The organism is Vibrio sp. 10N.222.52.B7 (assembly GCF_041474275.1).
Taxonomy (GTDB): domain Bacteria; phylum Pseudomonadota; class Gammaproteobacteria; order Enterobacterales; family Vibrionaceae; genus Vibrio; species Vibrio crassostreae_C.
Genome location: NZ_JBFRTU010000014.1, coordinates 1 through 23,647, shown reverse-complemented (window position 1 = coordinate 23,647; position 23,647 = coordinate 1). Strand labels below are relative to the sequence as shown.

General features: G+C 43.8%; 15 protein-coding genes and 1 riboswitch. Of the genes, 6 read left to right on the top strand and 9 right to left on the bottom strand.

Features of this window, described 5'->3' with window-relative positions:
• Positions 1–2 precede the first annotated feature (2 nt).
• The 7 genes from AB4512_RS05725 to AB4512_RS05695 all read right to left on the bottom strand — a co-directional run bounded on the left by AB4512_RS05725 (position 3) and on the right by AB4512_RS05695 (position 7,700).
• A complete protein-coding gene (locus AB4512_RS05725) occupies positions 3–842 on the bottom strand; it encodes an ExeA family protein (protein WP_017061348.1) in 840 nt (279 codons plus the stop codon).
• A 53-nt stretch (positions 843–895) separates the two neighbouring features.
• Positions 896–2,533, bottom strand: a complete 1,638-nt coding sequence (gene mshL / locus AB4512_RS05720) for a pilus (MSHA type) biogenesis protein MshL (RefSeq protein WP_372102413.1) — start codon at positions 2,531–2,533, stop codon at positions 896–898.
• 15 nt (positions 2,534–2,548) lie between these two features.
• Positions 2,549–2,881, bottom strand: coding sequence for a hypothetical protein (locus tag AB4512_RS05715; RefSeq protein ID WP_017061346.1), 333 nt, complete (start codon positions 2,879–2,881; stop codon positions 2,549–2,551).
• Positions 2,874–3,521: a type 4a pilus biogenesis protein PilO gene (gene pilO, locus AB4512_RS05710; RefSeq protein WP_017061345.1), complete on the bottom strand. Its 648-nt coding sequence runs from the start codon at positions 3,519–3,521 to the stop codon at positions 2,874–2,876. Before pilO ends, AB4512_RS05715 begins: the two co-directional genes overlap by 8 nt.
• Positions 3,521–4,963 carry an MSHA biogenesis protein MshI gene (locus AB4512_RS05705; RefSeq protein WP_372174604.1) on the bottom strand — a complete coding sequence of 481 codons (1,443 nt, stop codon included), beginning with the start codon at positions 4,961–4,963 and terminating at the stop codon, positions 3,521–3,523. The genes pilO and AB4512_RS05705 overlap by 1 nt, the downstream gene beginning before the upstream one ends.
• A 2-nt stretch (positions 4,964–4,965) precedes the next feature.
• Positions 4,966–6,981, bottom strand: coding sequence for an RNase E specificity factor CsrD (csrD, locus tag AB4512_RS05700; RefSeq protein ID WP_017062969.1), 2,016 nt, complete (start codon positions 6,979–6,981; stop codon positions 4,966–4,968).
• Between the two features lie 161 nt (positions 6,982–7,142).
• The gene (locus AB4512_RS05695) at positions 7,143–7,700 is read right to left on the bottom strand and encodes a single-stranded DNA-binding protein (protein ID WP_017061342.1); all 558 of its coding nucleotides are present in this window, start codon (positions 7,698–7,700) and stop codon (positions 7,143–7,145) included.
• A 278-nt stretch (positions 7,701–7,978) separates the two neighbouring features.
• Between AB4512_RS05695 and AB4512_RS05690 the strand changes: the two genes are divergently transcribed.
• The 4 genes from AB4512_RS05690 to AB4512_RS05675 all read left to right on the top strand — a co-directional run bounded on the left by AB4512_RS05690 (position 7,979) and on the right by AB4512_RS05675 (position 14,531).
• Positions 7,979–8,626, top strand: coding sequence for a LuxR C-terminal-related transcriptional regulator (locus AB4512_RS05690; RefSeq protein ID WP_029235590.1), 648 nt, complete (start codon positions 7,979–7,981; stop codon positions 8,624–8,626).
• Between the two features lie 157 nt (positions 8,627–8,783).
• Positions 8,784–9,656 carry a UTP--glucose-1-phosphate uridylyltransferase GalU gene (gene galU / locus AB4512_RS05685; RefSeq protein WP_372174603.1) on the top strand — a complete coding sequence of 291 codons (873 nt, stop codon included), beginning with the start codon at positions 8,784–8,786 and terminating at the stop codon, positions 9,654–9,656.
• 183 nt (positions 9,657–9,839) lie between these two features.
• On the top strand, positions 9,840–12,671 hold the full coding sequence (gene uvrA, locus AB4512_RS05680; RefSeq protein WP_017061339.1) for an excinuclease ABC subunit UvrA: 2,832 nt from the start codon (positions 9,840–9,842) through the stop codon (positions 12,669–12,671).
• 96 nt (positions 12,672–12,767) lie between these two features.
• The gene (locus tag AB4512_RS05675) at positions 12,768–14,531 is read left to right on the top strand and encodes a PglL family O-oligosaccharyltransferase (protein ID WP_017061338.1); all 1,764 of its coding nucleotides are present in this window, start codon (positions 12,768–12,770) and stop codon (positions 14,529–14,531) included.
• A gap of 112 nt (positions 14,532–14,643) precedes the next feature.
• Here AB4512_RS05675 and AB4512_RS05670 read toward each other — a convergent pair whose 3' ends face one another.
• Entirely contained in the window at positions 14,644–15,783 is a 1,140-nt protein-coding gene (locus tag AB4512_RS05670; protein ID WP_017061337.1) for an alanine--glyoxylate aminotransferase family protein, read from the bottom strand.
• A 176-nt stretch (positions 15,784–15,959) separates the two neighbouring features.
• Positions 15,960–16,137, top strand: a riboswitch (Lysine riboswitch).
• 108 nt (positions 16,138–16,245) lie between these two features.
• Between AB4512_RS05670 and lysC the strand changes: the two genes are divergently transcribed.
• Positions 16,246–17,613: a lysine-sensitive aspartokinase 3 gene (lysC, locus tag AB4512_RS05665; protein WP_017062973.1), complete on the top strand. Its 1,368-nt coding sequence runs from the start codon at positions 16,246–16,248 to the stop codon at positions 17,611–17,613.
• Between the two features lie 115 nt (positions 17,614–17,728).
• Here the strand turns inward: lysC and metH are convergent, their stop codons facing one another.
• A complete protein-coding gene (gene metH, locus AB4512_RS05660) occupies positions 17,729–21,406 on the bottom strand; it encodes a methionine synthase (RefSeq protein WP_017062974.1) in 3,678 nt (1,225 codons plus the stop codon).
• A gap of 169 nt (positions 21,407–21,575) precedes the next feature.
• On the opposite strand from metH, the gene AB4512_RS05655 reads away from it, so the two are divergent.
• A complete protein-coding gene (locus AB4512_RS05655) occupies positions 21,576–22,856 on the top strand; it encodes a sodium:proton antiporter (protein WP_017061334.1) in 1,281 nt (426 codons plus the stop codon).
• Positions 22,857–23,647 lie beyond the last annotated feature (791 nt).

Genomic DNA, 23,647 nt, shown 5'->3' with positions numbered 1-23,647 from the left:
AATTAATTCCAACCCCACAGTATTGGCGTTTTAAATTTAGGCTTACACACATCGTACGTTTCATGCATAGCTGAAAAAAGATGTTGGTTGTCGATACTTTTCTTATCTTCACTGAACGAAAGCAATAGAGCCTTATGGCAAAGTTGGTTTATCAATCTAGGGATACCTAACGACGAACGACAGATCGCCTTTTTTTGATTCAAGCTGAATAACTCAGGGCTGCCACCAGATTTAGCGATTCGATTATCAATATAAGCCACCGTTTCATCGAGATTCAGCGGTCTCAGTGTCGAACTAAATGTGATTCTTTGGCGAAACTGCCTTAGGTGGTAAGCCTCTAATCGAGCATCCAATTCTGGCTGACCTAATAGAACAATCTGCAGCAGTTTTTTATCTTCCGTTTCAAGGTTACCAAACAACCTTAATGTTTCGAGCGCTTCATCCGATAGAGCCTGAGCTTCATCAAGAATAGCCACCACTCTTAAACCAGAATTGTGCAATTCAATGAGCTTATGCTGAATGTTATCAACCAAGGTTGCTTCATTATCGACAGCTAAACCAAGCTCTGTTGCAACCGCCTGGCGCAAGTCTGCCCCTGATAACACAGGGTTTGGTAAGTAGATCAGAGCTGTACAGTCATGTAGGTGATTGACCAACATCCGGCAAACCATGGTTTTTCCAGTGCCTACCTCTCCGGTCACCTTAATCACGCCCTCACCCATTTCCAACGCCGAGATTACCGTCTGAATCGCTTCGAAATGAGGCGCTAAACCATAGAAGAAATCGGTATTCGGCGTTAAGGTAAATGGCAGTTGTTCAAAACCAAAGTGAGCTTGATACATACGACGACCTAGCTTAGTGAGACACTGCCACTCTATATTGAGAAAGTAAGCAATTACTCTTCATCAGGGAACCACTGCTGAAGAAGATCACGTGAACGCTCCAACTCATTTTGCCAAGTATTCACACCCACGATCGTTGGCTTAAGCAAGATCACGAGTTCAGTTTTTTGCGTTAACTGATTGGTGTTACGGAACAAATGACCTAAGGCTGGAATATCACCGAGGAATGGAACTTTAGAGGTCACATCACTGGTGTTGGATTTCATCAAACCACCAATAACAACCACATCGCCATCTCGAGCTCGAATCACTGAATCAGACTCACGAATAGAGCTTTTCGCCAAAGGAAGTTGCACCAAGCCCGTCGTGGAACCTAGGTTGAGCTCTTTCACTTCTTCCTCTACCTCAATAACGGCTGGGTGTACATGTAAGAACACGCTACCTTTATCGTCTATCTGAGGGGTAACATCTAAAGAGATACCAGAGAAGAACGGAGTTAATTCAACTTCAGGTGCGACATTCGCGTCATCACCACTACCGACCGAACTTGATAAATCTGTTACGTAGTATTCGTCGGTACCCACTTTGATAACCGCTTTCTGGTTATTTGCCGCCGTGACTCGCGGGCTCGATAGAACATTAAGGTCACCTTGAGTGTCCATAAAGCTCAAAACTGCTTCAAAGCTGCCATCTGAAATCGTTACGTTAGTTTGTCCGCCTAACAAAGAGCTGATTGCATCTAACGGCGGTAAAGTACTTGCCGGACGATCAATTACAACGCCACCGCTGCCAATCGACTTAGACAAATTCGACCAGCTAATTCCCTGTTGGTAGCCGTCACTCAAGGTCACTTCCATGATTTTGGCTTCCAAGATAACTTGACGCTGCAGGCGTTTTTGAGAAATACCTAAGAACTCTCGAACCTCACGAATTTCGTCAGGGTAAGCACGCACTGTAATCACACTCGCTTGCGGGGTCACGACAACGCTTTGCCCATCGCCCGAGCCAATTAAGTGAGCAACCGCCGCTTCAAGCTGTGGCCAAAAATCACTTTCAGAGGTCGTTTCAATCTCTGTACCACCATTCGATGTCGAGTTTGATGAATTAGAAGAGTTAGATGAATTTGACGAGTTTGAGTTCGAGTTTGAAGAGCTCGATGAATTCGAATCTGAGTTAGAGATCGTGCCGGTGGTGATCGTCGTTAGTGAGCGACCAGAACGCTTAACTTGTAAGTAATCGACAGGGATCGTTACGGTGCGAAGACCGGCAGGATAAACTTGAATCACTTTGCCACGCTTTTCAATATCGTAGCCATACATATCTTGAGCAACAGCCAGTACCTCATCTAACGTCACGTCCGTTAGATTAAGCGTAAGGTTTCCAGACACACTTGGGTGAATAGCCGCACTATATTCCGTACCTTTCACTAAGCTGGCAAAAAAAGTTCTCGCTTCAACGCCTTTTGCCTGAATACGAAAACGCTTAACCGTTTCCATCCCCGGAGACATCGAGTCAGAATTAAGCTGAGGCATAAGGTCATCTTGAACCGACGAAGGCAGCTCATGAAGCGCTCTGCTATTGGCTTCATTAATTGATTCGTTTAAAGACTCTTTAATCTCAACAGGATCTCTATGCCCCATCGAACAGCCGACTAAAGATGACACTAGGATTGCTACTACAAGTTTACGCATGTCTTCACTCTAACCTTAATTATTCTTAACATCTAAAGAGAACATCTCTAATTTCCACTGCTTAGAGCTTCTCTGCAGAGTGACGTATTCTGGATCTATGTTCTTAACTCGGTACCCTCTGATCGTTTCCCCTTGTCCGAGAATCTGACCATTCATAATCGCATAGCAAGGCGTATCTCCCTTACACACGATGCTTTCTAAAGAAGGCAAGCGATAACGAGTTGGTGCTTTCTTAGCAGGCGCCGTTTTCTGTTGAGGTGAAAGCCAGCCTAATGGCGCCGTGGGATCTTGCTCAGCCCACACAAAAGAGCTACTAAATAGCAAGGACAACAAAAGAGTTCTAACCACCGATAAACTCCTGTCTAGTACCTAATGTGTAAACCTCGAACACCAGTCGCGCTTTAGGATATTCTTCTACTGAGTATTCAAATGTGCGCCAGTAGTAACTCACAGGTAGAGACTCAAGTGCTTGAAGGTAAGCTGAGATATCAAAGTAACTGCCGGTTAGCTCCATTCTTACAGGGTGAAGAAAGTAGCCTGAATATTCGCTGGTCTCTTTATTGTTCGAAATCGCTTCTGGTTTTAATGACTCTAGCGACTCAAGCTTTAGTCCATTACCGGCGTTAAGAACGCTCTCCAGTAACTGCGACATTTGAGAAGGTGTGATTAATCCATCAACAATCTGAGAAAGCTGAAGAGAGAGATCTTGGCTCTCCACCAGCAGCTTTTTGTACTCTCGATTAATTTCTTTGTCTGGGTCTTTGTTTAACTGAGCTTGCAGAACAAGTAACTCACCTTGCTGCCTTTGATTCGATTGAGTCAGGCTGCTCGCCTTGGCATTTTTAGCTTGTAGATCGAGATACGCAGGCTCAACCAATAAGGTGAACAACAACATCGATAGGCCAACAAAACCACACACAAAAAGTAGCCATTTTTCTCTTTGACTTAATGCAAGAAACTTATCGCTCAGCTGGTTCCACTGCTGCATTATTTACTCTCCCGACGAGTACTTAGCTCAAACGTCACCACATCCTGATCATTACGGCCAATTTTTAGTTTTTCAAAAGTGCGTCCGACTAAATTAAGCTCACTTTTAAACTGACCAATCCAGTTCGGAACGACATTTGCGTTACGAGCCAAGCCACTAAGATCTAAAGTATCGTGGGTCATGTAGATGTGCGAAAGAGAAATGTCATTTCGGCCTAATTTAGCTAAGGAATTCATGACGCCAGAATACCCGACTTGTTGGGATTCGTCGTATTGTCCAACAGCCTTCAAAGCCTCTTTTTTAGCCTCAGTCTCACGTTTGAGACGCGCAACCGCCGCGACTTTCTCTGGAGACGGTTTATGCTGAGTTAACTTACTATTCAATTGGTTAACTTGCTTGTTAAGTTGATTCGAGTCTTGTTGCAGGGCTGTTAGCTCTTTATCTAGATTAGAAACTTGATACTGCATTGCGAAGTAACCACCAAGCATCAAAACACAAACTACTCCCCAGCTCGCAACAACATTGGTCAGCGTAAAATATTCTTTTTTAGGCTTAAGGTGTTCAGGGTAAAGATTGACCTTAAACGTCTCTTTTTCAGCTGCAAGTTTAAGCAACAAACTCTCTGAATTATCACGCTCACCTTCAACCAACAGTGAAACTGTCGAGCTCAATGTACTGTTTAAGGCACTTTGTAACTCTGCTTCATCTTCTTCGTCACAACAGATTTTAAGCTGGTGAAGCTGGGTGCCTTTAATTTGAGAAGAAAGGTAATCAATCGAGCGTTGAAGCTCTAAAGCGAGGCCATCTAACTGCAGAGCACTTGACGCAACACCCGTTAAAGGTGGCACAACACTGCGGATGGTTCTTTGAAAACAAACGGTATTTTCGACAAACGCACCCAATTTAAAGTGTGAATTGACGCTACGTTGTAAAAGAATGAAATTAGACAGTTCGCCTGCACTGTAACCCCAGATTTCATCTTCAGGAGCAACACCTATTAATTCAATCTGAGCCGAATTAGTGATATTCAAAAGCTTGTCCAACAGCTTTTTAGGCAGGACATATACTTGCAGCTTGTTCGACGTTGGTAACGCGACCGCACTCGCAGTAATTTCCGTGACTCTTTCTGAAACAAGATCTTTGAGTAAAAAAGGCAGTGCTACCGACCATTCACTCTCTGGAATGTCCGGTTTATCAATTTGGTAGGTTTGGTAGTAGTTAGCACAGACAATCAGTTGGACGCTATTACTGGTAAACGCCTCACTGCTAAGCGATTTTTTTAGCGCACTCTCCCAGTCCCCATTAACCACGGGAATGCTGGCTACTTGAGGATCTTGTTCTGTCGATGAAATATAAATGGCGTCATTGCCCAGCAAGACAACTTGCGAGCTACCTTTATTATTCGTTGGCTTTATTTTGTCTAAAATCGCTTTAAAATTCATTCTTAACTACTACTCTTACGCCATCGATTTCTTCGTCCAACTTTGACAACAGATTCCGCTTTCGCGGCTTTTTCTGCTTGATTAGGCAAAGGGATAATTTGTTGTTCTTCGTCGAAATATCTCCCTTGATAGCCGTTAATGCCTAACTCTATCAAGGTATTCTTTTCTTGTTTTGTCTCGACTCCAACGGCAATAACTTGAGTTGGAGAATCACCACACGCCCCAATTAAGCTGCGAACAAACAGTTGGTTCTCATGCCTTTGGTCGATTTTCTTTATTAGGCTTCGATGAAGCTTAATATAATTAACCTTCAAATCCTTTATATAGTGAGTGCTAACAATGGTTCGCCCAGCTTGGCCAACCACAACTTTACACCCTAAACCTCGCAACATCTTTGCCACCGGTCTCATATAATCAAGATGAGCAATCAAGTGCCCTTCTGGAAACTCAAACGCAAGCTGAGAGCGGTGTTGAGCAGAGAGCTGTAACAACTCACTCCTAAACCACTTAAAGTGCTGTTTATTAGCAAACGGGGTAACATTCAGATTCACTGAATAGTTGATAGGTTGAGTTGATTCTTTCAACGATTTCAACACAACCTTTAGAACCGATTGGTCCATTTGAGCTTGATAACCCACTTGCTCTACCGCAGGCATAAATCGAGACGATTTCAATAAACCTTTGTCAGGATCCTGAATTCTAGTAAATATTTCTCTATGTAATTCATTAACTTGACCAGATTCCGGCATAAGATAACACCGCTGAGCAAAGATTACTAAATTTTCAGGAAGCAGCGCTTTATCAAGTAATGTTCTCCAACGAACACTGCCTCTATCAAGCTCATTCTTATTCTCTTTCGGGTAACGGCTCCAGTTATTAATACGCTCTAACTGAGCACTCTTTAGTGCCGTTTCCGTTTCATCCATGATCTGGCTATGACGCTCACCTTCGGTATACATGGTCACACCAATATGACACCAGTTATCCGACTCTAAAGGCTCTGGCGGAGTTAGCTTATCTAACTGCCTTAAACACTGAGCAGCCAAGGTCGCAATATCTTTTGCGCCCTGATGAGGGATAAATACAGCAAAGTCCGCTTCGTAATAGCGAGAAAAAATGACATCGGGATAGCGTTGAACGATATTCGACAGTACTTCACCGACTTCAATAATAAAGCCGTCTGTGGTTTGCTTATCGTTAGCATCACTAACTTGCTCCCATTCGTCGATACGTATCAGTAACACACCGCCTCGAGCACCACTTTCATGCAGTGCCGATTCCAGCTTATTATCGAATAAAACTCGGTTTGCCGTTCCCGTGAGTTTATCTAGGAAAGTATGGGTACGAATAAAGGTATCAAAGCGACTTCGTTCTTGACGAGCATCTTGTAGCTCTTCAATCAATACATCTAAGGCTTCGCTTGCGGTATAAGGCCACTCTCGCTCATCTCCCTTTGCATGAGCTTCAACCTGACCGGCCAAGATCATTCTTCCTCGCTCTTCCAAGATTTCAGAACCCATGAGTTGTTCTTTCAACCAACGAACACCGCGAGCAAGACAGAACAGAACCAATGCGACAGCCAAAGTAATTGACCACATCGCTTCCATTGAGTAGTTGTAGCCAATATAAGGAGGAAGTGCTTTAAATTCGATTCGGTAGCCTTCATTACGCTCTAAAATGAAGCTTTTCTCATAAAGACGATTGGGATCAATTTGTGGGGAGGTATCTTTGAAACGATAAACGATGCCGGTCTTGTTCGAGAGTTTCATCTCAACAATATTGCTCGCCTGCAACATCTTAGGCATCCAACGCTGCATTGAATACGCGGCGTCAGGGTCTTCCATCTCTTTATCTACAACGTCGACAATGCCAACCAAATAATGGTCTAAATATTCCTGTCCAATACGCTTAAAGGAAAGTGTGCCACCAATAAAAAGAATGAACATCGCGCTGATCACTATCACGGTGACAAATGCGACCAATCGAGTGCTCAATTTTAGTGTCGGGGTATATCTCATGAATAACGAAATCCTTTTCAACTCACATTATACCGTATTGCTACTTATACTATAAATTGACGTTGTAAATAAAGCGTTAAGAATTGTAGGTAACAAAAAGCCGCGATGAACGCGGCTTTTTCCAATTTAATACTGTCTTTATAATATATTAAAAACAGGGATCAAAATGGGATGTCATCATCAAAATCCATTGGCGGCTCATTATATTGAGGTTGAGCCTGCTGAGGAGCTTGTTGAGGTGCTTTTGGCTGCTGTTGAGCGGGAGCACTGTATTGTTGTTGCTGTTGTTGTGGCTGCTGTGGCTGACCCCAACCACCTTGCTGTTGGTTGTTACCCATGCCACCTTGAGCAGGAGCACCACCTTGAGCACGGCCGCCAAGCATTTGCATTACACCATTGAAGCCTTGAACAACCACTTCAGTTGTGTAGCGATCTTGACCGCTTTGATCTTGCCATTTACGTGTTTGAAGTTGACCTTCAATGTAAACTTGAGAACCTTTACGTAGGTACTCACCAGCAACTTCCGCAAGCTTGCCAAACAGAGCAACACGGTGCCATTCTGTTTTTTCACGCTGCTCGCCAGTTGCTTTATCACGCCATGACTCTGACGTTGCAATGGTAATGTTCGCTACTGCGCCGCCATTTGGCATGTAACGAATTTCAGGGTCATTACCTAGGTTACCCACTAATATAACTTTGTTAACTCCACGGCTAGCCATGATTTGCTCCGTCTAAATTCATAGTCTCAGAAAATTTTAGCGCACAAGAATAGCATGCTTTTCTACAGTGATAAATCGCATTCCTATTCTCTCCTCACTACAAAGAATAAAAACGTAACAAATCATGATATTCAGAGCGATGTTGCTTTTTTCTCCACTTACAAACCACTCATTTACTTTGATAATTGATATTCAACGCAAGTCACTATCAAGGCGCTAGAGAAGCTAAAGCCTGCATGACAACGTGGAATCTAATCCCACTCAAACAGGACGTTTCAATGAGAAAATCAAGATACGCTCGCACTTTACACTTTCTGTGCATCGACCCAAACGATACCTATCTACATGTAAAAGAGATAGAAAAGCATTTATCTATTGTTCTCTACAAAATGACACCCGACGAATTAATGCTAGTTGATAGAAAGCAGAGTAACCGGATCTTGCTCGTCGATTACAGAGAGGTACCACAACTACTGATTATTTGTCCTAACCTGACTGTTATGTGGAAAAATCACGAAATCATTTTATTCAATGTCCCCCAGCAACTTCCAACCTCAGAGCTTCTTACCTATGGGGTACTAAAAGGACTCTTTTACAACACTGAACAAAAGGACAAGATTGCTCGTGGTCTTCAAGAAGTCATTGATGGCGATAACTGGCTGCCAAGGAAGGTAACCAATCAACTGTTGTTTTATTATCGCAATATGGTCAATACCAACACCACACCAACCAATGTTGATTTAACCATTCGTGAGATCCAGGTGATTCGCTGTCTTCAATCCGGGTCTTCAAACACACAAATCGCCGATGACTTGTTTATTAGTGAGTTCACGGTTAAATCTCACCTCTATCAAATATTCCGTAAGCTTGCGGTAAAAAATAGAGTTCAAGCGATAGCATGGGCAAACCAGAACCTGCTTGCATAATCGACCCACCTCTTAGTCTGACGATAATTTTGAGGGAAGCTCTAGTAAACCATGGCTATTGTTGCTGAATTTTCGACATAACTTATGCTAGAGTTGCCCTCAGAAATATCAACCACTCAGGTTGAATCAATAATTATTATAGATAAAGGGTCTTATCATGATCAAAAAGTGCCTTTTCCCGGCAGCTGGCTACGGTACACGTTTTTTACCTGCAACCAAGTCAATGCCTAAAGAAATGATGCCTGTAGTAAACAAACCTCTGATTGAATACGGTGTAGAGGAAGCTATCGAAGCTGGTATGGATGGAATGTGCATCGTTACTGGACGTGGTAAGCACTCGATCATGGATCACTTTGATAAAAACTACGAGCTTGAGCACCAGATTAGCGGCACCAATAAAGAAGACCTATTGGTTAATATCCGTGAAACGATTGAAGCGGCAAACTTCACCTACATTCGTCAACGTGAGATGAAAGGCCTTGGCCATGCTATTTTAACGGGTCGCGAACTTGTAGGCGATGAACCGTTCGCAGTCGTGCTTGCTGATGACCTTTGTGTGAACGAACAACAAGGTGTGTTGGCTCAAATGGTTGCACTGTACAAACAGTTCCGTTGTTCAATCGTTGCTGTTCAAGAGGTGCCAGAAAACGAAACGCACAAATACGGTGTTATCTCTGGTGAAATGATTAAAGATGATCTTTTCCGTGTTGACGACATGGTTGAGAAGCCAGAACCAGGTACTGCACCAAGTAATCTAGCGATCATTGGCCGTTACATTCTGACTCCAGACATCTTTGAACTTATCGAGCAGACTGAACCAGGTAAAGGTGGCGAAATCCAGATTACCGATGCATTGTTAAAACAAGCCAAAGCAGGCTGTGTATTAGCATACAAATTTAAAGGCCAACGCTTTGACTGCGGTAGTGTAGAAGGCTATATCGAAGCAACAAATTACTGCTTTGAAAATCTATACAAAAAAGACCAGCAACAAATCGAACTAGGTAAGCACTCAACAACAAAAGAAGCTTAATCGCTAGTTTTGGCATACTAACTAATGATACGTAGCGATGAGTTAGTCGCGTAATAAATGATTTAAAGGGTGACTCGAAAGCGTCACCCTTTTTTTGTTTACTGTTTTTTTATCCAGTAAAACTTTGCACAAATCTCACTCTATGTAATACTTTAGCCACTTAAAATTACATGGTCTATTGAGATGGATAAAATAGAAATTAGAGGCGCTCGTACGCATAACCTCAAAGACGTCAACCTAACCATTCCACGTGACAAACTGACTGTCATCACCGGATTATCGGGTTCAGGAAAGTCGTCACTTGCGTTTGACACACTCTACGCAGAAGGTCAGCGTCGTTATGTTGAATCTCTGTCTGCTTACGCTCGTCAATTTCTATCTCTTATGGAAAAGCCTGATGTCGACCATATTGAAGGTCTGTCTCCAGCTATCTCAATAGAACAAAAATCGACTTCACATAACCCTCGCTCAACCGTCGGTACCATTACCGAAGTCTATGATTACCTCAGATTATTGTATGCGCGAGTAGGCGAACCTCGCTGTCCAGACCACAACATCCCTCTAGCAGCACAAACCATCAGTCAAATGGTCGATAAGGTCTTAGAACTGCCTGAAGGCTCAAAGATGATGTTGATGGCACCGATTGTCAAAGAGCGCAAAGGTGAGCATGTTAAAACACTGGAAAACTTAGCTGCGCAAGGCTTTATCCGAGCCCGAATTGATGGTGAAACCTGTGATCTATCCGATCCACCAGCCTTAGAACTTCATAAAAAGCACACCATTGAGGTCGTCGTTGATCGATTTAAAGTACGTCCCGATCTACAGCAACGTTTGGCTGAATCGTTCGAGACCACATTAGAGCTATCTGGCGGCATCGCTGTCGTCGGTTGGATGGACGAAACGGATCAAGAAGAGATCGTATTCTCTGCTAACTTCGCTTGTCCTAAATGTGGTTACAGCATGCAAGAGCTTGAGCCTCGCCTGTTCTCATTTAATAACCCGGCAGGAGCATGTGGTACGTGTGATGGTCTTGGTGTTCAACAGTATTTTGATCCAAGCCGAGTGATTTTAGATGAGAACCTAAGCATTGCTGAAGGTGCGATAAAAGGTTGGGATCAAAAGAACTACTACTATTTCCAAATGCTAACGTCGCTGTCAGAACATTATGGTTTTGATCTGTATGCGCCATTTAATTCTCTACCGAAAAAGACTCAAGAGATCATTCTAAAAGGATCAGGTCGTACTGAAGTGGAATTCAAGTACATCAATGACCGAGGTGATATTCGGGTTAAGCGTCATCCATTTGAGGGCATTTTAAATACCTTGGAGCGCCGTTACCGTGATACTGAATCGAGCGCAGTGCGTGAAGATCTTGCTAAATACATCTCAACCAAATCGTGCTCTAGCTGTGATGGCACTCGCCTGAGATTAGAAGCTCGTAATGTTTTCATTGGTGATACAACACTTCCGGAAATCGTTGAACTTAGCATTGCTGACGCACTACAATTTTTCCAAGAATTGAAGCTAGACGGTCAACGTGGGCAGATCGCAGATAAAGTGATGAAAGAGATCAATGATCGTCTGCATTTCTTAGTCAACGTTGGTTTGAACTACCTTAACCTATCACGCAGTGCTGAAACGCTGTCTGGTGGTGAGGCGCAACGTATTCGTTTGGCGAGCCAAATCGGTGCCGGTTTAGTTGGCGTTATGTATGTACTTGATGAGCCATCAATTGGTCTCCACCAGCGCGATAATGAACGTCTATTGCAAACCTTAATTCACCTGAGAGACTTAGGTAATACGGTACTTGTTGTGGAACATGACGAAGATGCAATTCGTTGTGCTGACCATGTTATCGATATCGGTCCAGGAGCAGGGGTGCACGGTGGTCACGTGGTGGCAGAAGGTACCATGCAAGACATCATCGAAAACCCGAACTCTTTGACAGGCCAATACCTGAGCGGTGCTAAAGAAATTGCAGTGCCTGAAAAGAGAACGCCTATCGACAAGAAAAAGGTCGTCGAGATCGTTGGCGCAACGGGGAACAACCTAAAGAATGTGACCGCGACAATTCCTGTTGGCTTGTTCAGTTGTATTACGGGCGTATCAGGTTCGGGTAAATCAACGCTTATCAACGATACCTTCTTTAAAGTCGCCCACACTCAATTAAACGGTGCCACGACTGCAGTTCCAGCAAAGCACAAAAAGATTAAAGGGTTAGAACATTTTGATAAGGTAATCGACATAGATCAAAGCCCTATCGGTCGTACACCAAGATCAAACCCTGCGACCTACACAGGGATTTTCACCCCTATTCGTGAACTATTCGCGGGCACTCAGGAATCACGTTCTCGTGGTTACAAGCCAGGTCGATTCAGCTTTAACGTTCGTGGTGGTCGTTGTGAGGCTTGTCAGGGAGACGGCGTAATCAAGGTAGAGATGCACTTCTTACCCGATGTGTATGTGCCTTGTGATGTGTGTAAAGGTAAGCGCTATAACCGTGAGACTCTAGAGGTCCGCTACAAAGGTAAAACCATTGACGAAGTTCTAGAGATGACTGTGGAAGATGCTCGTGAATACTTCAACCCGGTACCTGTTATCGCTCGTAAACTGCAAACTTTAATGGACGTTGGCCTCTCTTACATTCGCTTAGGGCAAGCAGCTACAACCTTATCTGGTGGTGAAGCTCAGCGTGTTAAATTAGCGCGTGAACTGTCTAAACGAGACACGGGAAAAACCTTATACATTCTCGATGAGCCAACAACAGGCCTTCATTTCCACGATATCCAGCAGCTACTGACGGTATTACATAGACTGCGTGATCACGGTAATACAGTTGTCGTGATTGAGCACAACCTAGATGTCGTTAAAACAGCAGACTGGATCCTAGATCTTGGCCCAGAAGGTGGGCAAGGTGGTGGTGAGATTGTTGCAGAGGGTACACCTGAAGATGTGGCGTTAGTCGAAGGTTCACACACTGCTCGCTTCCTTAAGCCTATGTTAAATTTGAAGTAGGTGTAAAATAGCGCCCTGCGGGCAGACAGAAAAATGTTAAAGTAACAGAGCTTGTTTCAGAAGGAACAAGCTCTGTTTTTATAAGGTTAGGGATTTATGGCAACAATACACACTAGCGGTACTCAGCTAGAAAATCAGGTCACTCAGCTACCACTCAACAAAGCATTTCTGGCTTCTTTAGCTGTTGTATTCTTGTTAGCTATGCATTTTTTTATGCCGAATCCTGGTGGTTCGGGCCTTGCTCTATCCTTTAACCCTACCACTTGGCTAGCGCTAAGCTTCACGCTAGCGATTGGCTTTTACCAACTCGCGACCAATCGAGTACTCAAGTATTCCAAATTAACAATTGGCTTGTTGATTAGCTGCATCATACTCACGCTACCCATTTTATACAGCAATGCTGCACCTCAAGGAGCGTCAGGACGCTTGCTTGGATTGTGGGCGGGCTTTGCCTTATTTGTGGTGCTGCAGCAATTTAAGTTCAGCAATAAACACAAGCAACGTATGTTGTGGTTCATTGTACTTGCTGTTGTTATACAAGCACTATTTGGCTATGTGCAATATTTCTTATTAGAACCTGGCAACCTATTTGGCTACAACACTGCTGCAAACCGACCATATGGGATATTTCAACAACCGAATGTAATGGCAAGCTTTCTTGCTACTGGTTTTGTGCTGTCCGCTTACCTTTTAGCAAGGCAGCCGGCTAAATATAACCATAAGATCAGCGAATCATTCCTACTGTATTTAACTCCAACCTTAACCGTGCCCTTGCTGATCATCATTGCATCACGTACCGGATGGTTGGCCGCTGTCATTGGGTTTATCTGCATTCTGCCCTATCTATACAAGTTCTCGACCAAGAAACGCTTCTACGGATGGTGCGCATCAGTGCTCGTCGGTGTCGTCGTCGCTTTTTCGGTGATCAGCCTAAGTGCGACTGATAGCCTCGCTAGCAAGAAAGCGAACCTAGAAAGCCCGCGCGCTTATACGTTCCCGCAAGCTTTAGATATGATGATCGAAAAGCCATTTACAGGTTATGGTTACGGGAAATTTGAGTCTGAATACACGCTATATACAGCTCGCCAACATCAACTCAACTCGAACTATCATCCAGGTCTTCCTTCAATGGATCACCCGCACAATGAGTTCCTGTTTTGGGGAGTTGAAGGGGGGATTGTACCAATCATCGGAATCTTGATTGCTGCAATATTGGTGATGTCACGCATAACAAGTTCAGCAAAGGGAACACGTCTAGCCCTGCTCGCGTTATTTATCCCAATCCTTTTGCACTCTCAACTTGAGTATCCTTTTTACCACTCGGCGATTCACTGGATAACATTCATTATATTGATTTACTGGGTAGATCAGCGCTCTTCCCGACATTATCAACAGTCATTCAGTATCATCAGCAAGACCCTATTTAGAGTGTTGAGCTTAGTGCTCCCTATTTTGGTCAGTTTTTATATGTTGAGCGCCCTGCACACCAACTATGTACTGACTAAGTTTGAACTGTCTAAGCCGAAAAATCCGGACATTCTTAAGCAGGTAACGAACCCAGTAGTGTGGAAAGATCGCTACGATTGGGATATATACAGCACTTACCTTAATATCGGCCTCTACAAAGCCGACCCGAGCCTTATACAGCCTTACATCGATTGGTCACTGGAGATCATAAAGAGTAAACCAAGACCGGCTTTCTACAGCAATCTGATTCTGGCGTATCAAGGCCTAGGAGAAGAAAGTAAAGCAGAGCAAATTCGTAGCGAAGCGAACTTTTTATTCCCTAACAGAGACTTTTCAAAGGTTCAGTATAAGAAAGTGTCACAAGCAGAAGATAACGTTTCGTCTGCAGAATAATGTTAAGAATTCGCAACGCAAGCTTCACTTAGTAGGCAGTAGGAGCTTGGGGTAGATACAAAAAAGCGCACGATCTCTCGTGCGCTTTTCTTTTTAATTTCAGTTCATGCAGCTACTTCAAAACATCTTTTAGCGCTTTTAGGCACAACGCGACATTCTCTTTACGAGCACCGTAACCCATTAGGCCGATACGCCATGCCTTACCAGCCAAAGAGCCAAGCCCAGCACCGATTTCAAGATTATATTCTTCTAAAAGCTGCGTTCTGATCTTAGCCTCATCAATTCCTTCTGGGAAATAAAGTGCATTAAGCTGCGGCAGGCGGCTCTCTTCATCAACCACAAACTTTAACCCTAGAGCTTCTACGCCTTCTTTAAGCTCTTGGTGCATCGCATGATGACGAGACCACGCATTATCTAAGCCTTCATTTTTCAACAAAACCAGCGACTCATGCAGAGCATAAAGGCTGTTCACGGGTGCGGTATGGTGGTAGCTACGCTTACCTTCTCCACTCCAGTAACCTAATACTAAACTTTGATCCAAAAACCAGCTTTGCACTGGTGCTTTACGGGCTTTCATTTTATCAACCGCACGCTGAGAGAAAGTCACTGGAGATAGCCCTGGCACACAAGACAGACACTTTTGGCTGCCAGAATAAACCGCATCAAGCTGCCACTCATCAACCAGCAATGGCACACCACCTAATGATGTCACTGCATCAACAATCGTTAACGCATCAAACTGACGAGCGACAGCAGAGATAGCTTGAGCATCAGATAACGCTCCGGTTGATGTCTCTGCATGCACAAATGCAACAGCAACGGCATCGGGGTTTTCTGCCAATGCTTGTTCTACCTTTTCAACTGAAACGGGCTTGCCCCATTCGTCATCAACAAGGATCGCTTCGCCACCACAACGCACCACGTTTTCTCGCATACGCTCACCGAAGACACCGTTACGACAAACAATCACCTTTTCACCAGGCTCAATCAAGTTAACAAAACAGGTCTCCATACCTGCACTGCCCGGTGCAGAAACGGCAATCGTAAATTCGTTTTCAGTCTGGAAAGCGTATTTAAGAAGCTGTTTCAGTTCATCCATCATCGCAATAAACAGCGGATCTAGGTGACCTATGGTTGGACGGCTCAAAGCCTGTAACACTTGAGGTGAGATATCTGAAGGACCAGGTCCCATTAACGTTCGGTGTGGTGGATAAAAGCTATCGATAGCAGTAGTGAGTGGTAAATTAGACATGTACATCCCTTACGTTAATGTTGTGAACAATCCACCCTAAAGCAAATTGATTACCTCAGCAATTAGCCATAAGTATTGAGGTCAAACCACTGTCACATAATTGTTAAAATTATTTTTCAATTATCTCAAGTTACGGATTGACATTGTTACCACAAAAACGTTCAATGAAACGGCTATCTAGCAGAAGAGGAGCACTGCCCAGGCAGATGTTTTGTGGAACCGCATTTCCAATACAAAACATTTATGGGGAGCAGTGCCGAGATAATAAAAGGATGCAGGACCTTTATTATCGGTTGAGCGGGCTGAATCCCGTCAACTGTCGCCATTTCTATATGGTGAAGAGCTTCTGAGGTTACTATTCTAATAATTCCTCTCTTTTTGCTCTAAAACTCTCTTCGAAAAACATCGGACGTTGGATTACCCAACCGTAATTTTATTTTAGGAAGTCGTGGGAGATATATCGTGAGTGCATCTAATGTAGCTGGTTCTTTTAATGTCGCTAAGTTTGGTGGAACAAGTGTTGCCAACTTTGAAGCAATGAGCCGTTGTGCTGCCATTATTGAAAACAACTCAAACACGAAACTGGTCGTGAGTAGTGCATGCTCTGGTGTCACTAACTTGCTGGTTGAACTAGCAAATGGTGTTCAAGACAAAGCTCGTCGTCAGGAACTAATGGCGCAATTAGCGGACATTCACAACGCAATTCTTGACCAACTCGCAGATCCAATCAGCATCGAAAAAGAAGTCCACAGCATTCTTGATGACATTGCGAGCGCTGCAGAGGCCGCATCATTCCAAACAAGTACTAAACTGACGGATCACCTTGTCGCATGTGGCGAGTTGATGTCGACACACATCTTGGCTCAGATCATCTCTGAACGAGGCACTCCTGCTGTTCGCTTTGATATCAGAGATGTGATGCGTACTAATGATGATTTTGGTAAAGCCGAACCTCAACTAGAAGATATTGCCGCTCTAGCGCAAGAGAAACTGATTCCACTTTGCCAACAACAAGTTGTCGTTACCCAAGGTTTTATCGGCGCTGATAGCGAAGGTAACACCACGACTTTAGGCCGCGGTGGCAGTGATTACTCAGCAGCACTGATTGCCGAATCTGTACAGGCGATTGGTCTAGAAATCTGGACAGATGTTCCAGGTATCTACACCACAGATCCTCGTATTGCACCTAAAGCTTCTCCTATCCCAGAGATCAGCTTTAGTGAAGCATCGGAAATGGCAAACTTTGGTGCAAAGATACTGCACCCTTCAACTCTAGTACCTGCATTGCGCCACCAAATCCCGGTATTTGTCGGCTCTTCTAAAGCACCAGAGTTAGGTGGAACTTGGATTCGCCAAGAAGTTGAAAGCTCACCATTATTCAGAGCACTTGCTCTTCGTTGCAACCAAACGATGGTTACGCTTCGCAGTGCAAACATGTTCCATGCTTACGGCTTTTTGGCGAAGGTATTCGAGATCCTTGCTAAACATAAGATCTCAGTCGATCTCATCACGACTTCAGAGATCAGTGTCTCACTGACTCTCGATCAAACAGACACATCAGGTGGTGCTCCTGAGTTACCAGAAGCTGCTCGACTGGAGCTTGAAGAGTTGTGTTCTGTAGATATTGAACACGACCTATGCCTTGTTGCGCTTATTGGCAACAACATGAGTGAAAATAAAGGCTATGCAAAGCAGGTGTTTGGCACTCTGGAAGATTTCAATCTACGTATGATTTGTTACGGAGCAAGCCCACACAACTTGTGCTTCTTGCTAGATGCATCTGTTTCTAAGTTGGCGATCCAAAAACTTCACCAAGAGTTATTTGAATAAGGCGATGGTTAATTAATTGGTTTTAATTAACCAAACCCCAGATACAAAAAGGGTTGCTCTTGAGCAACCCTTTCTCTTTTTTACTTTACGAACCAAAGCTCGTCATAGATTCAAACTAGTTAATGTTTGGACCTAACCACTTCTCAGCTTCCAACATATCCCAGCCCTTACGATCAGCATAGCTATCCACTTGATCCTGTTGAATCTGTGCAATAGCAAAGTATCTAGCATCAGGGTGTGAGAAATACATACCCGACACTGAGGCACCTGGCCACATTGCGTAACTCGTGGTTAGTGACATGTCGATGGCTTTTTCAACGTCCATCAACTCCCACAACGTGCCTTTCTCTGTATGTTCTGGGCAAGCAGGGTAACCCGGAGCTGGACGAATACCTTGGTACTTCTCTCGAATCAAATCGTCGTTAGACAAATCCTCATCAGGCGAGTAACCCCAAATGTCCTTTCTCACTTCTTTGTGTAAATATTCTGCAAACGCTTCAGCCAAACGGTCCGCAACCGCCTGAATCATAATCGCATTGTAATCATCACCATTAGCTTTATATTCATCAGCAAGCTCTCGCTCACCAATACCGCCAGTAACCGCAAAGCCACCAATCCAGTCAGCTTTACCGCTTTCTTTTGGCGCAATGTAATCAGACAAACAGTAGTTAAAGCCTTTTGGTTTCTCTGTTTGTTGACGAAGATTGTGTAGAACTTTTAGAACTTCGGTACGAGATTCATCGGTATACACCTCAATATCATCACCAACACTGTTCGCTGGGAACATGGCACACATACCACGCGCTTCAAGCAGCTTCTCTTTCTCTACGCGATCCAGTAAATCATTAGCATCTTTGAATAAACGTTTTGCCTCTTCACCCACTTCTTCATGATCAAGGATTGCAGGGTATTTACCAACCAATGACCATGTCATAAAGAATGGAGTCCAATCGATGTACTGACGCAAAGTTGCCACATCAAAATCATTGAAGATATGAACTCCCGGCTTAGCGGGTGCCGGTGGCGTATACGCATCCCAATCGATAGCAACTTTATTGGCACGAGCTCTTTCAAGCGTGACAGGCTTGGTACGAGGCTTCTTACGATTGTGCTGATCTCGAACGCGATCGTAATCGATATCCAGCTTCTCAACGAAAGCGGGTTTCAATTCATCAGAAAGTAGTGAAGTACAAACACCCACTGCACGCGAGGCATTATTTACGTATACAACAGGTTCTGAATAATTCTGCTCAATCTTAACTGCTGTGTGAGCTTTAGATGTGGTTGCGCCGCCAATCAGAAGAGGCAGCTTGAAACCCTGTCTCTCCATTTCTTTAGCAACATGTACCATTTCATCAAGAGACGGTGTAATCAGCCCAGACAGGCCAATAATGTCGACATTCTCTTCTTTCGCTACCTTGAGAATCTTCTCGCAAGAAACCATCACACCTAAGTCGATAATTTCGTAGTTATTACACTGTAAAACCACACCAACGATATTTTTACCGATATCGTGAACGTCACCTTTAACGGTCGCTAACAAAATCTTACCGTTAGTTGCGCCCACTTCTTTGGATGCATTAATGAATGGTTCTAAATGGGCAACCGCCTGTTTCATCACACGCGCAGACTTTACAACCTGTGGTAAGAACATCTTACCTTCACCAAACAGGTCACCAACAACGTTCATTCCGTCCATTAGAGGACCTTCAATCACTTCAATAGGACGAGAGGCATTAACACGAGCTTCTTCGGTATCTTCAACAATAAAGTCGGTGATACCTTTTACCAAAGAGTGCTCCAAACGCTTCTCTACAGGCCAAGTTCGCCACTCTAATGCAGATTTATCTTCAACCTTACCAACAGCACGCTCTAGGTATTCGGTCGCCATATCCAGCAATCTTTCAGTCGAATCATCACGACGGTTTAGTACCACATCTTCAACAGCATCACGCAGATCTTCTGGAACATTATCGTAAATTTCCAACTGACCAGCGTTTACAATGCCCATATCCATACCGTTTTTAAAACAGTGATATAGGAATACCGCGTGAATAGCCTCACGGACGTAGTTATTACCACGGAATGAGAATGAAACATTCGACACACCGCCAGAGATCATCGCATGCGGGAGATCGCGTTTGATGTCTCCTACTGCTTCAATGAAATCAACCGCATAGTTATTATGCTCATCGATACCAGTAGCCACTGCGAAAATATTCGGGTCAAAAATAATATCTTCTGGTGGGAAACCGACTTCATCAACAAGAATGTTGTAGGCATTGGTACAGATTTCGACTTTACGCTCTCGAGTATCAGCCTGCCCGACTTCATCAAACGCCATCACGATGACAGCAGCACCATAACGACGAACTAATTTGGCTTGCTCAACAAACTTCTCTTTGCCTTCTTTTAGAGAGATTGAGTTAACGATGCCTTTGCCTTGAATACACTTTAGGCCAGCTTCGATAACTTCCCACTTAGAAGAATCGACCATAACAGGTACTTTCGAGATTTCAGGTTCTGAAGCACATAGATTCAGGAATTTAACCATACACGCCTCGGCGTCTAGCATCCCTTCATCCATGTTGATATCGATAATCTGAGCGCCATTTTCGACTTGCTCGCGAGCAACACTCAAGGCTTCGTCGTAAAGCTCTTCTTTGATCAAACGCTTGAAACGCGCAGAACCAGTGACATTGGTCCGCTCACCTACATTCACGAACAAAGATTCTTTAGCTATCGTCAGTGGCTCTAGTCCCGAAAGACGACAAGAAACTGGTAAGTCTGGCAATTGACGCGGCGTTACACCTTCAACGGCCTCAGCCATTTGACGGATATGCTCTGGAGTAGTACCACAACACCCACCAATTAGGTTCAAGAAGCCACTTTCAGCCCACTCTTTAACATGTTCAGCCATATCCTCAGGAGAAAGGTCATACTCACCAAATGCATTAGGCAAACCCGCATTAGGGTGAGCAGAAACATTGCACTCTGAGATACGAGACATCTCACCGACATACTCACGCAGTTCATCAGGGCCCAATGCACAGTTCAATCCAAATGAGATTGGTTTTACATGACGAAGGGCGTTGTAGAATGCTTCTGTCGTCTGTCCTGAAAGGGTACGACCTGATGCGTCAGTGATGGTACCGGAAATCATCACTGGAAGAGCAATACCCACCTCTTCAAAAACAGATTCAACGGCAAAGGCACACGCTTTCGCGTTTAACGTATCAAAGATAGTTTCAATAAGAATTAAATCTGAACCGCCCTTAATGAGCGCGCGAGTCGATTCAGAATAGGCTTCAACCAGTTCGTCAAAGCTAACATTACGGTAACCTGGATCGTTTACATCAGGCGAGATAGAACAAGTTCGGTTGGTTGGACCTAATACACCCGCGACGAAGCGAGGTTTATCTGGGGTCTTTGCAGTCCATTCATCAGCTGCTTCACGAGCAAGCTTGGCAGCAGCAAAGTTAATCTCTTCACTAAGGCTTTCCATATCATAGTCGGCCATAGCGATGGTTGTAGCGTTAAAGGTATTGGTTTCGAGGATGTCAGCCCCAGCTTCCAAGTATTCTGAATGGATATCTTTGATAAGCTTAGGCTGTGTAAGAACTAAAAGGTCATTGTTGCCCTTTAAGTCACTGTGCCAATCAGCAAAGCGTTCACCACGATAGTCTTGCTCTTCCAATTTATAATCCTGAATCATGGTGCCCATGCCACCATCAATCAGTAAAATTCGTTGCTTCAACAGAGCGTCAATCTTTTGCCTTACATTACTTCCCACGGTACAACCTCATTCCTTTAATTATCCCTCCATCCTATCACACATTAAAAAGGAGTCTAGACGTCTAAAAAAGGAAATTGATTACTGAGTCATGACAAAAAAATGTTTGCTATTTGAGCATGAGACAACGAAAATTCATATTCATACTTTGTTACATGTTGGAATCCCAATGTCGGTCTATTACACCTTATGCTTCTTGTCCGCTGCAGCCATGCTTATTGCTTTCGTGAATACAAAAATTGGTAAAATGCAGACAACCATCGCCATCACAGCTGGCTCAATGATGTTATCTCTATTGATTATCATTGCGGGACAAAATAATTGGTTCCAATTGGCAGACATTGCCTCAGAGACCGTTGCCAGTATCAATTTTGAAGATTTCCTTCTAAAAGGGATATTAGGATTCTTACTATTTGCAGGCGGTTTGGGAATCAAATTACCAAACCTAAAAGACCAGAAATGGGAAATAACAGTACTCGCGTTAGGTGCTACGCTGTTTTCAACATTCTTTATCGGTTTTGTGCTGTACGGGTTTTGCCAGTTCATCGGTATTCAATTTGATCTGATTTACTGCCTACTCTTTGGCTCGCTAATCTCTCCAACCGATCCCATCGCCGTGCTAGCAATAGTAAAGAAACTCGACGCTCCCAGAAGAATCTCTACTCAAATCGAGGGAGAATCTCTATTCAACGATGGTTTTGGCTTAGTTATCTTCGTAACCCTATTTACTATCGCATTCGGCACAGAAGCGCCAACCGTCGGTAGTGTGACCATGCTATTCGTTCAAGAGGCGATTGGCGGCATTGTCTATGGTTTTGTTTTAGGTCTTGTATTCCACTACCTAATCAGCAATACCGATGACCACTCGATGGAGTTGCTATTAACCATCGGCATCCCAACTGCTGGTTATGCGTTTGCTGAAGTTCTACATGTATCAGGCCCATTAGCGATGGTGGTATCAGGTATCATGATTGGTAACTGGACTCGCTTTATCGGATTCTCGAAAGAGAGTGAAGATCACCTAGATCATTTCTGGGAGTTGATAGATGAATTCTTAAACGGCGTATTATTCCTACTAATTGGTATGTCGATGCTGTTATTCAAATTCCACCAAGAAGACTGGATCTTAATGGCGTTCGCAGTCCCTCTAGTATTGAGTGCACGTTACTTGAGTGTTTTCTTGTCTTACATCGGATTTAAACGCTTTAGAACTTACAACCCGTGGTCGATTAAGATTCTAACTTGGGGTGGCTTACGCGGTGGCTTAGCATTAGCCATGGCACTTTCGATCCCTTCAGGTATCTGGGTAATTGAAGACAAAGCAATAGATGTAAAAGAGATAATCCTTGTCATGACATACGCCGTTGTTGTGTTCTCTATTCTAGTTCAAGGCTCAACAATCACTCCTATGATAGAGAAAGCAAAACAAGCAGAGAAAGAGCTAGATTAACACCTAGATAGATCAACCAAAGCCGCCTACTTTAGGTGGCCTTTTTTATACCCAATGAAAGTCAAACTCACCAATTCCCATACTGGAGCTATCGCTGAAAGATATGCGTGGAACATAGAGCTCATATCGATATTTGATACCGCTAATATTTGAGTAATCGAAAGCCTTAATGTGGGTGGACAGAACTCTTTAAGGAGCTTAAGTCATACAGAGAATTAGTTCTTCTGCCCACTCGCTAGTCTACCCAATAACCCACTCTCAAGTTATATAAGCTTCAATCGAAAGGCTTCACCTTTCACCTGGAAACAAAAATAACGGGACTCAACGTCTCGCTAGAATAGCGTTAGTTATTAACAGGACTACGGAGCTAGATGAGTGGTGAACAGAAAGCTTTAGCTTTGAACTAAGTCATTAAATACAGCAAGGCTGCACTAAATCAGTGTTCGATAGAGATAGCTAAAGGAACACATGGTACTTCAAGTGATACTTGTAAAAATGACAGGAATAAAAAGCGCTAGCATTTCTGCCGAGACGTGCAGACTAGAGTCTTAAATATGGCAAGGCTGGAATGAGTAGGCACTCCGGAGATTCGAGCACGCAGGTGAGCTAGGAGCGCCTAGTTATCCCAACATTACTTCGTAGAAGCAGCAGATACAAAAAAGCCCCAGTATTTCTGCTGAGGCTTAGTATATGGAAAGGTTGGAGGTTTAGACTCCCAACACGCGCTGTTTTGGTAAGTAGGAGAATCCGCGGCTTTGCTAATGGCGTATATTATACCAATCCGGAAAATT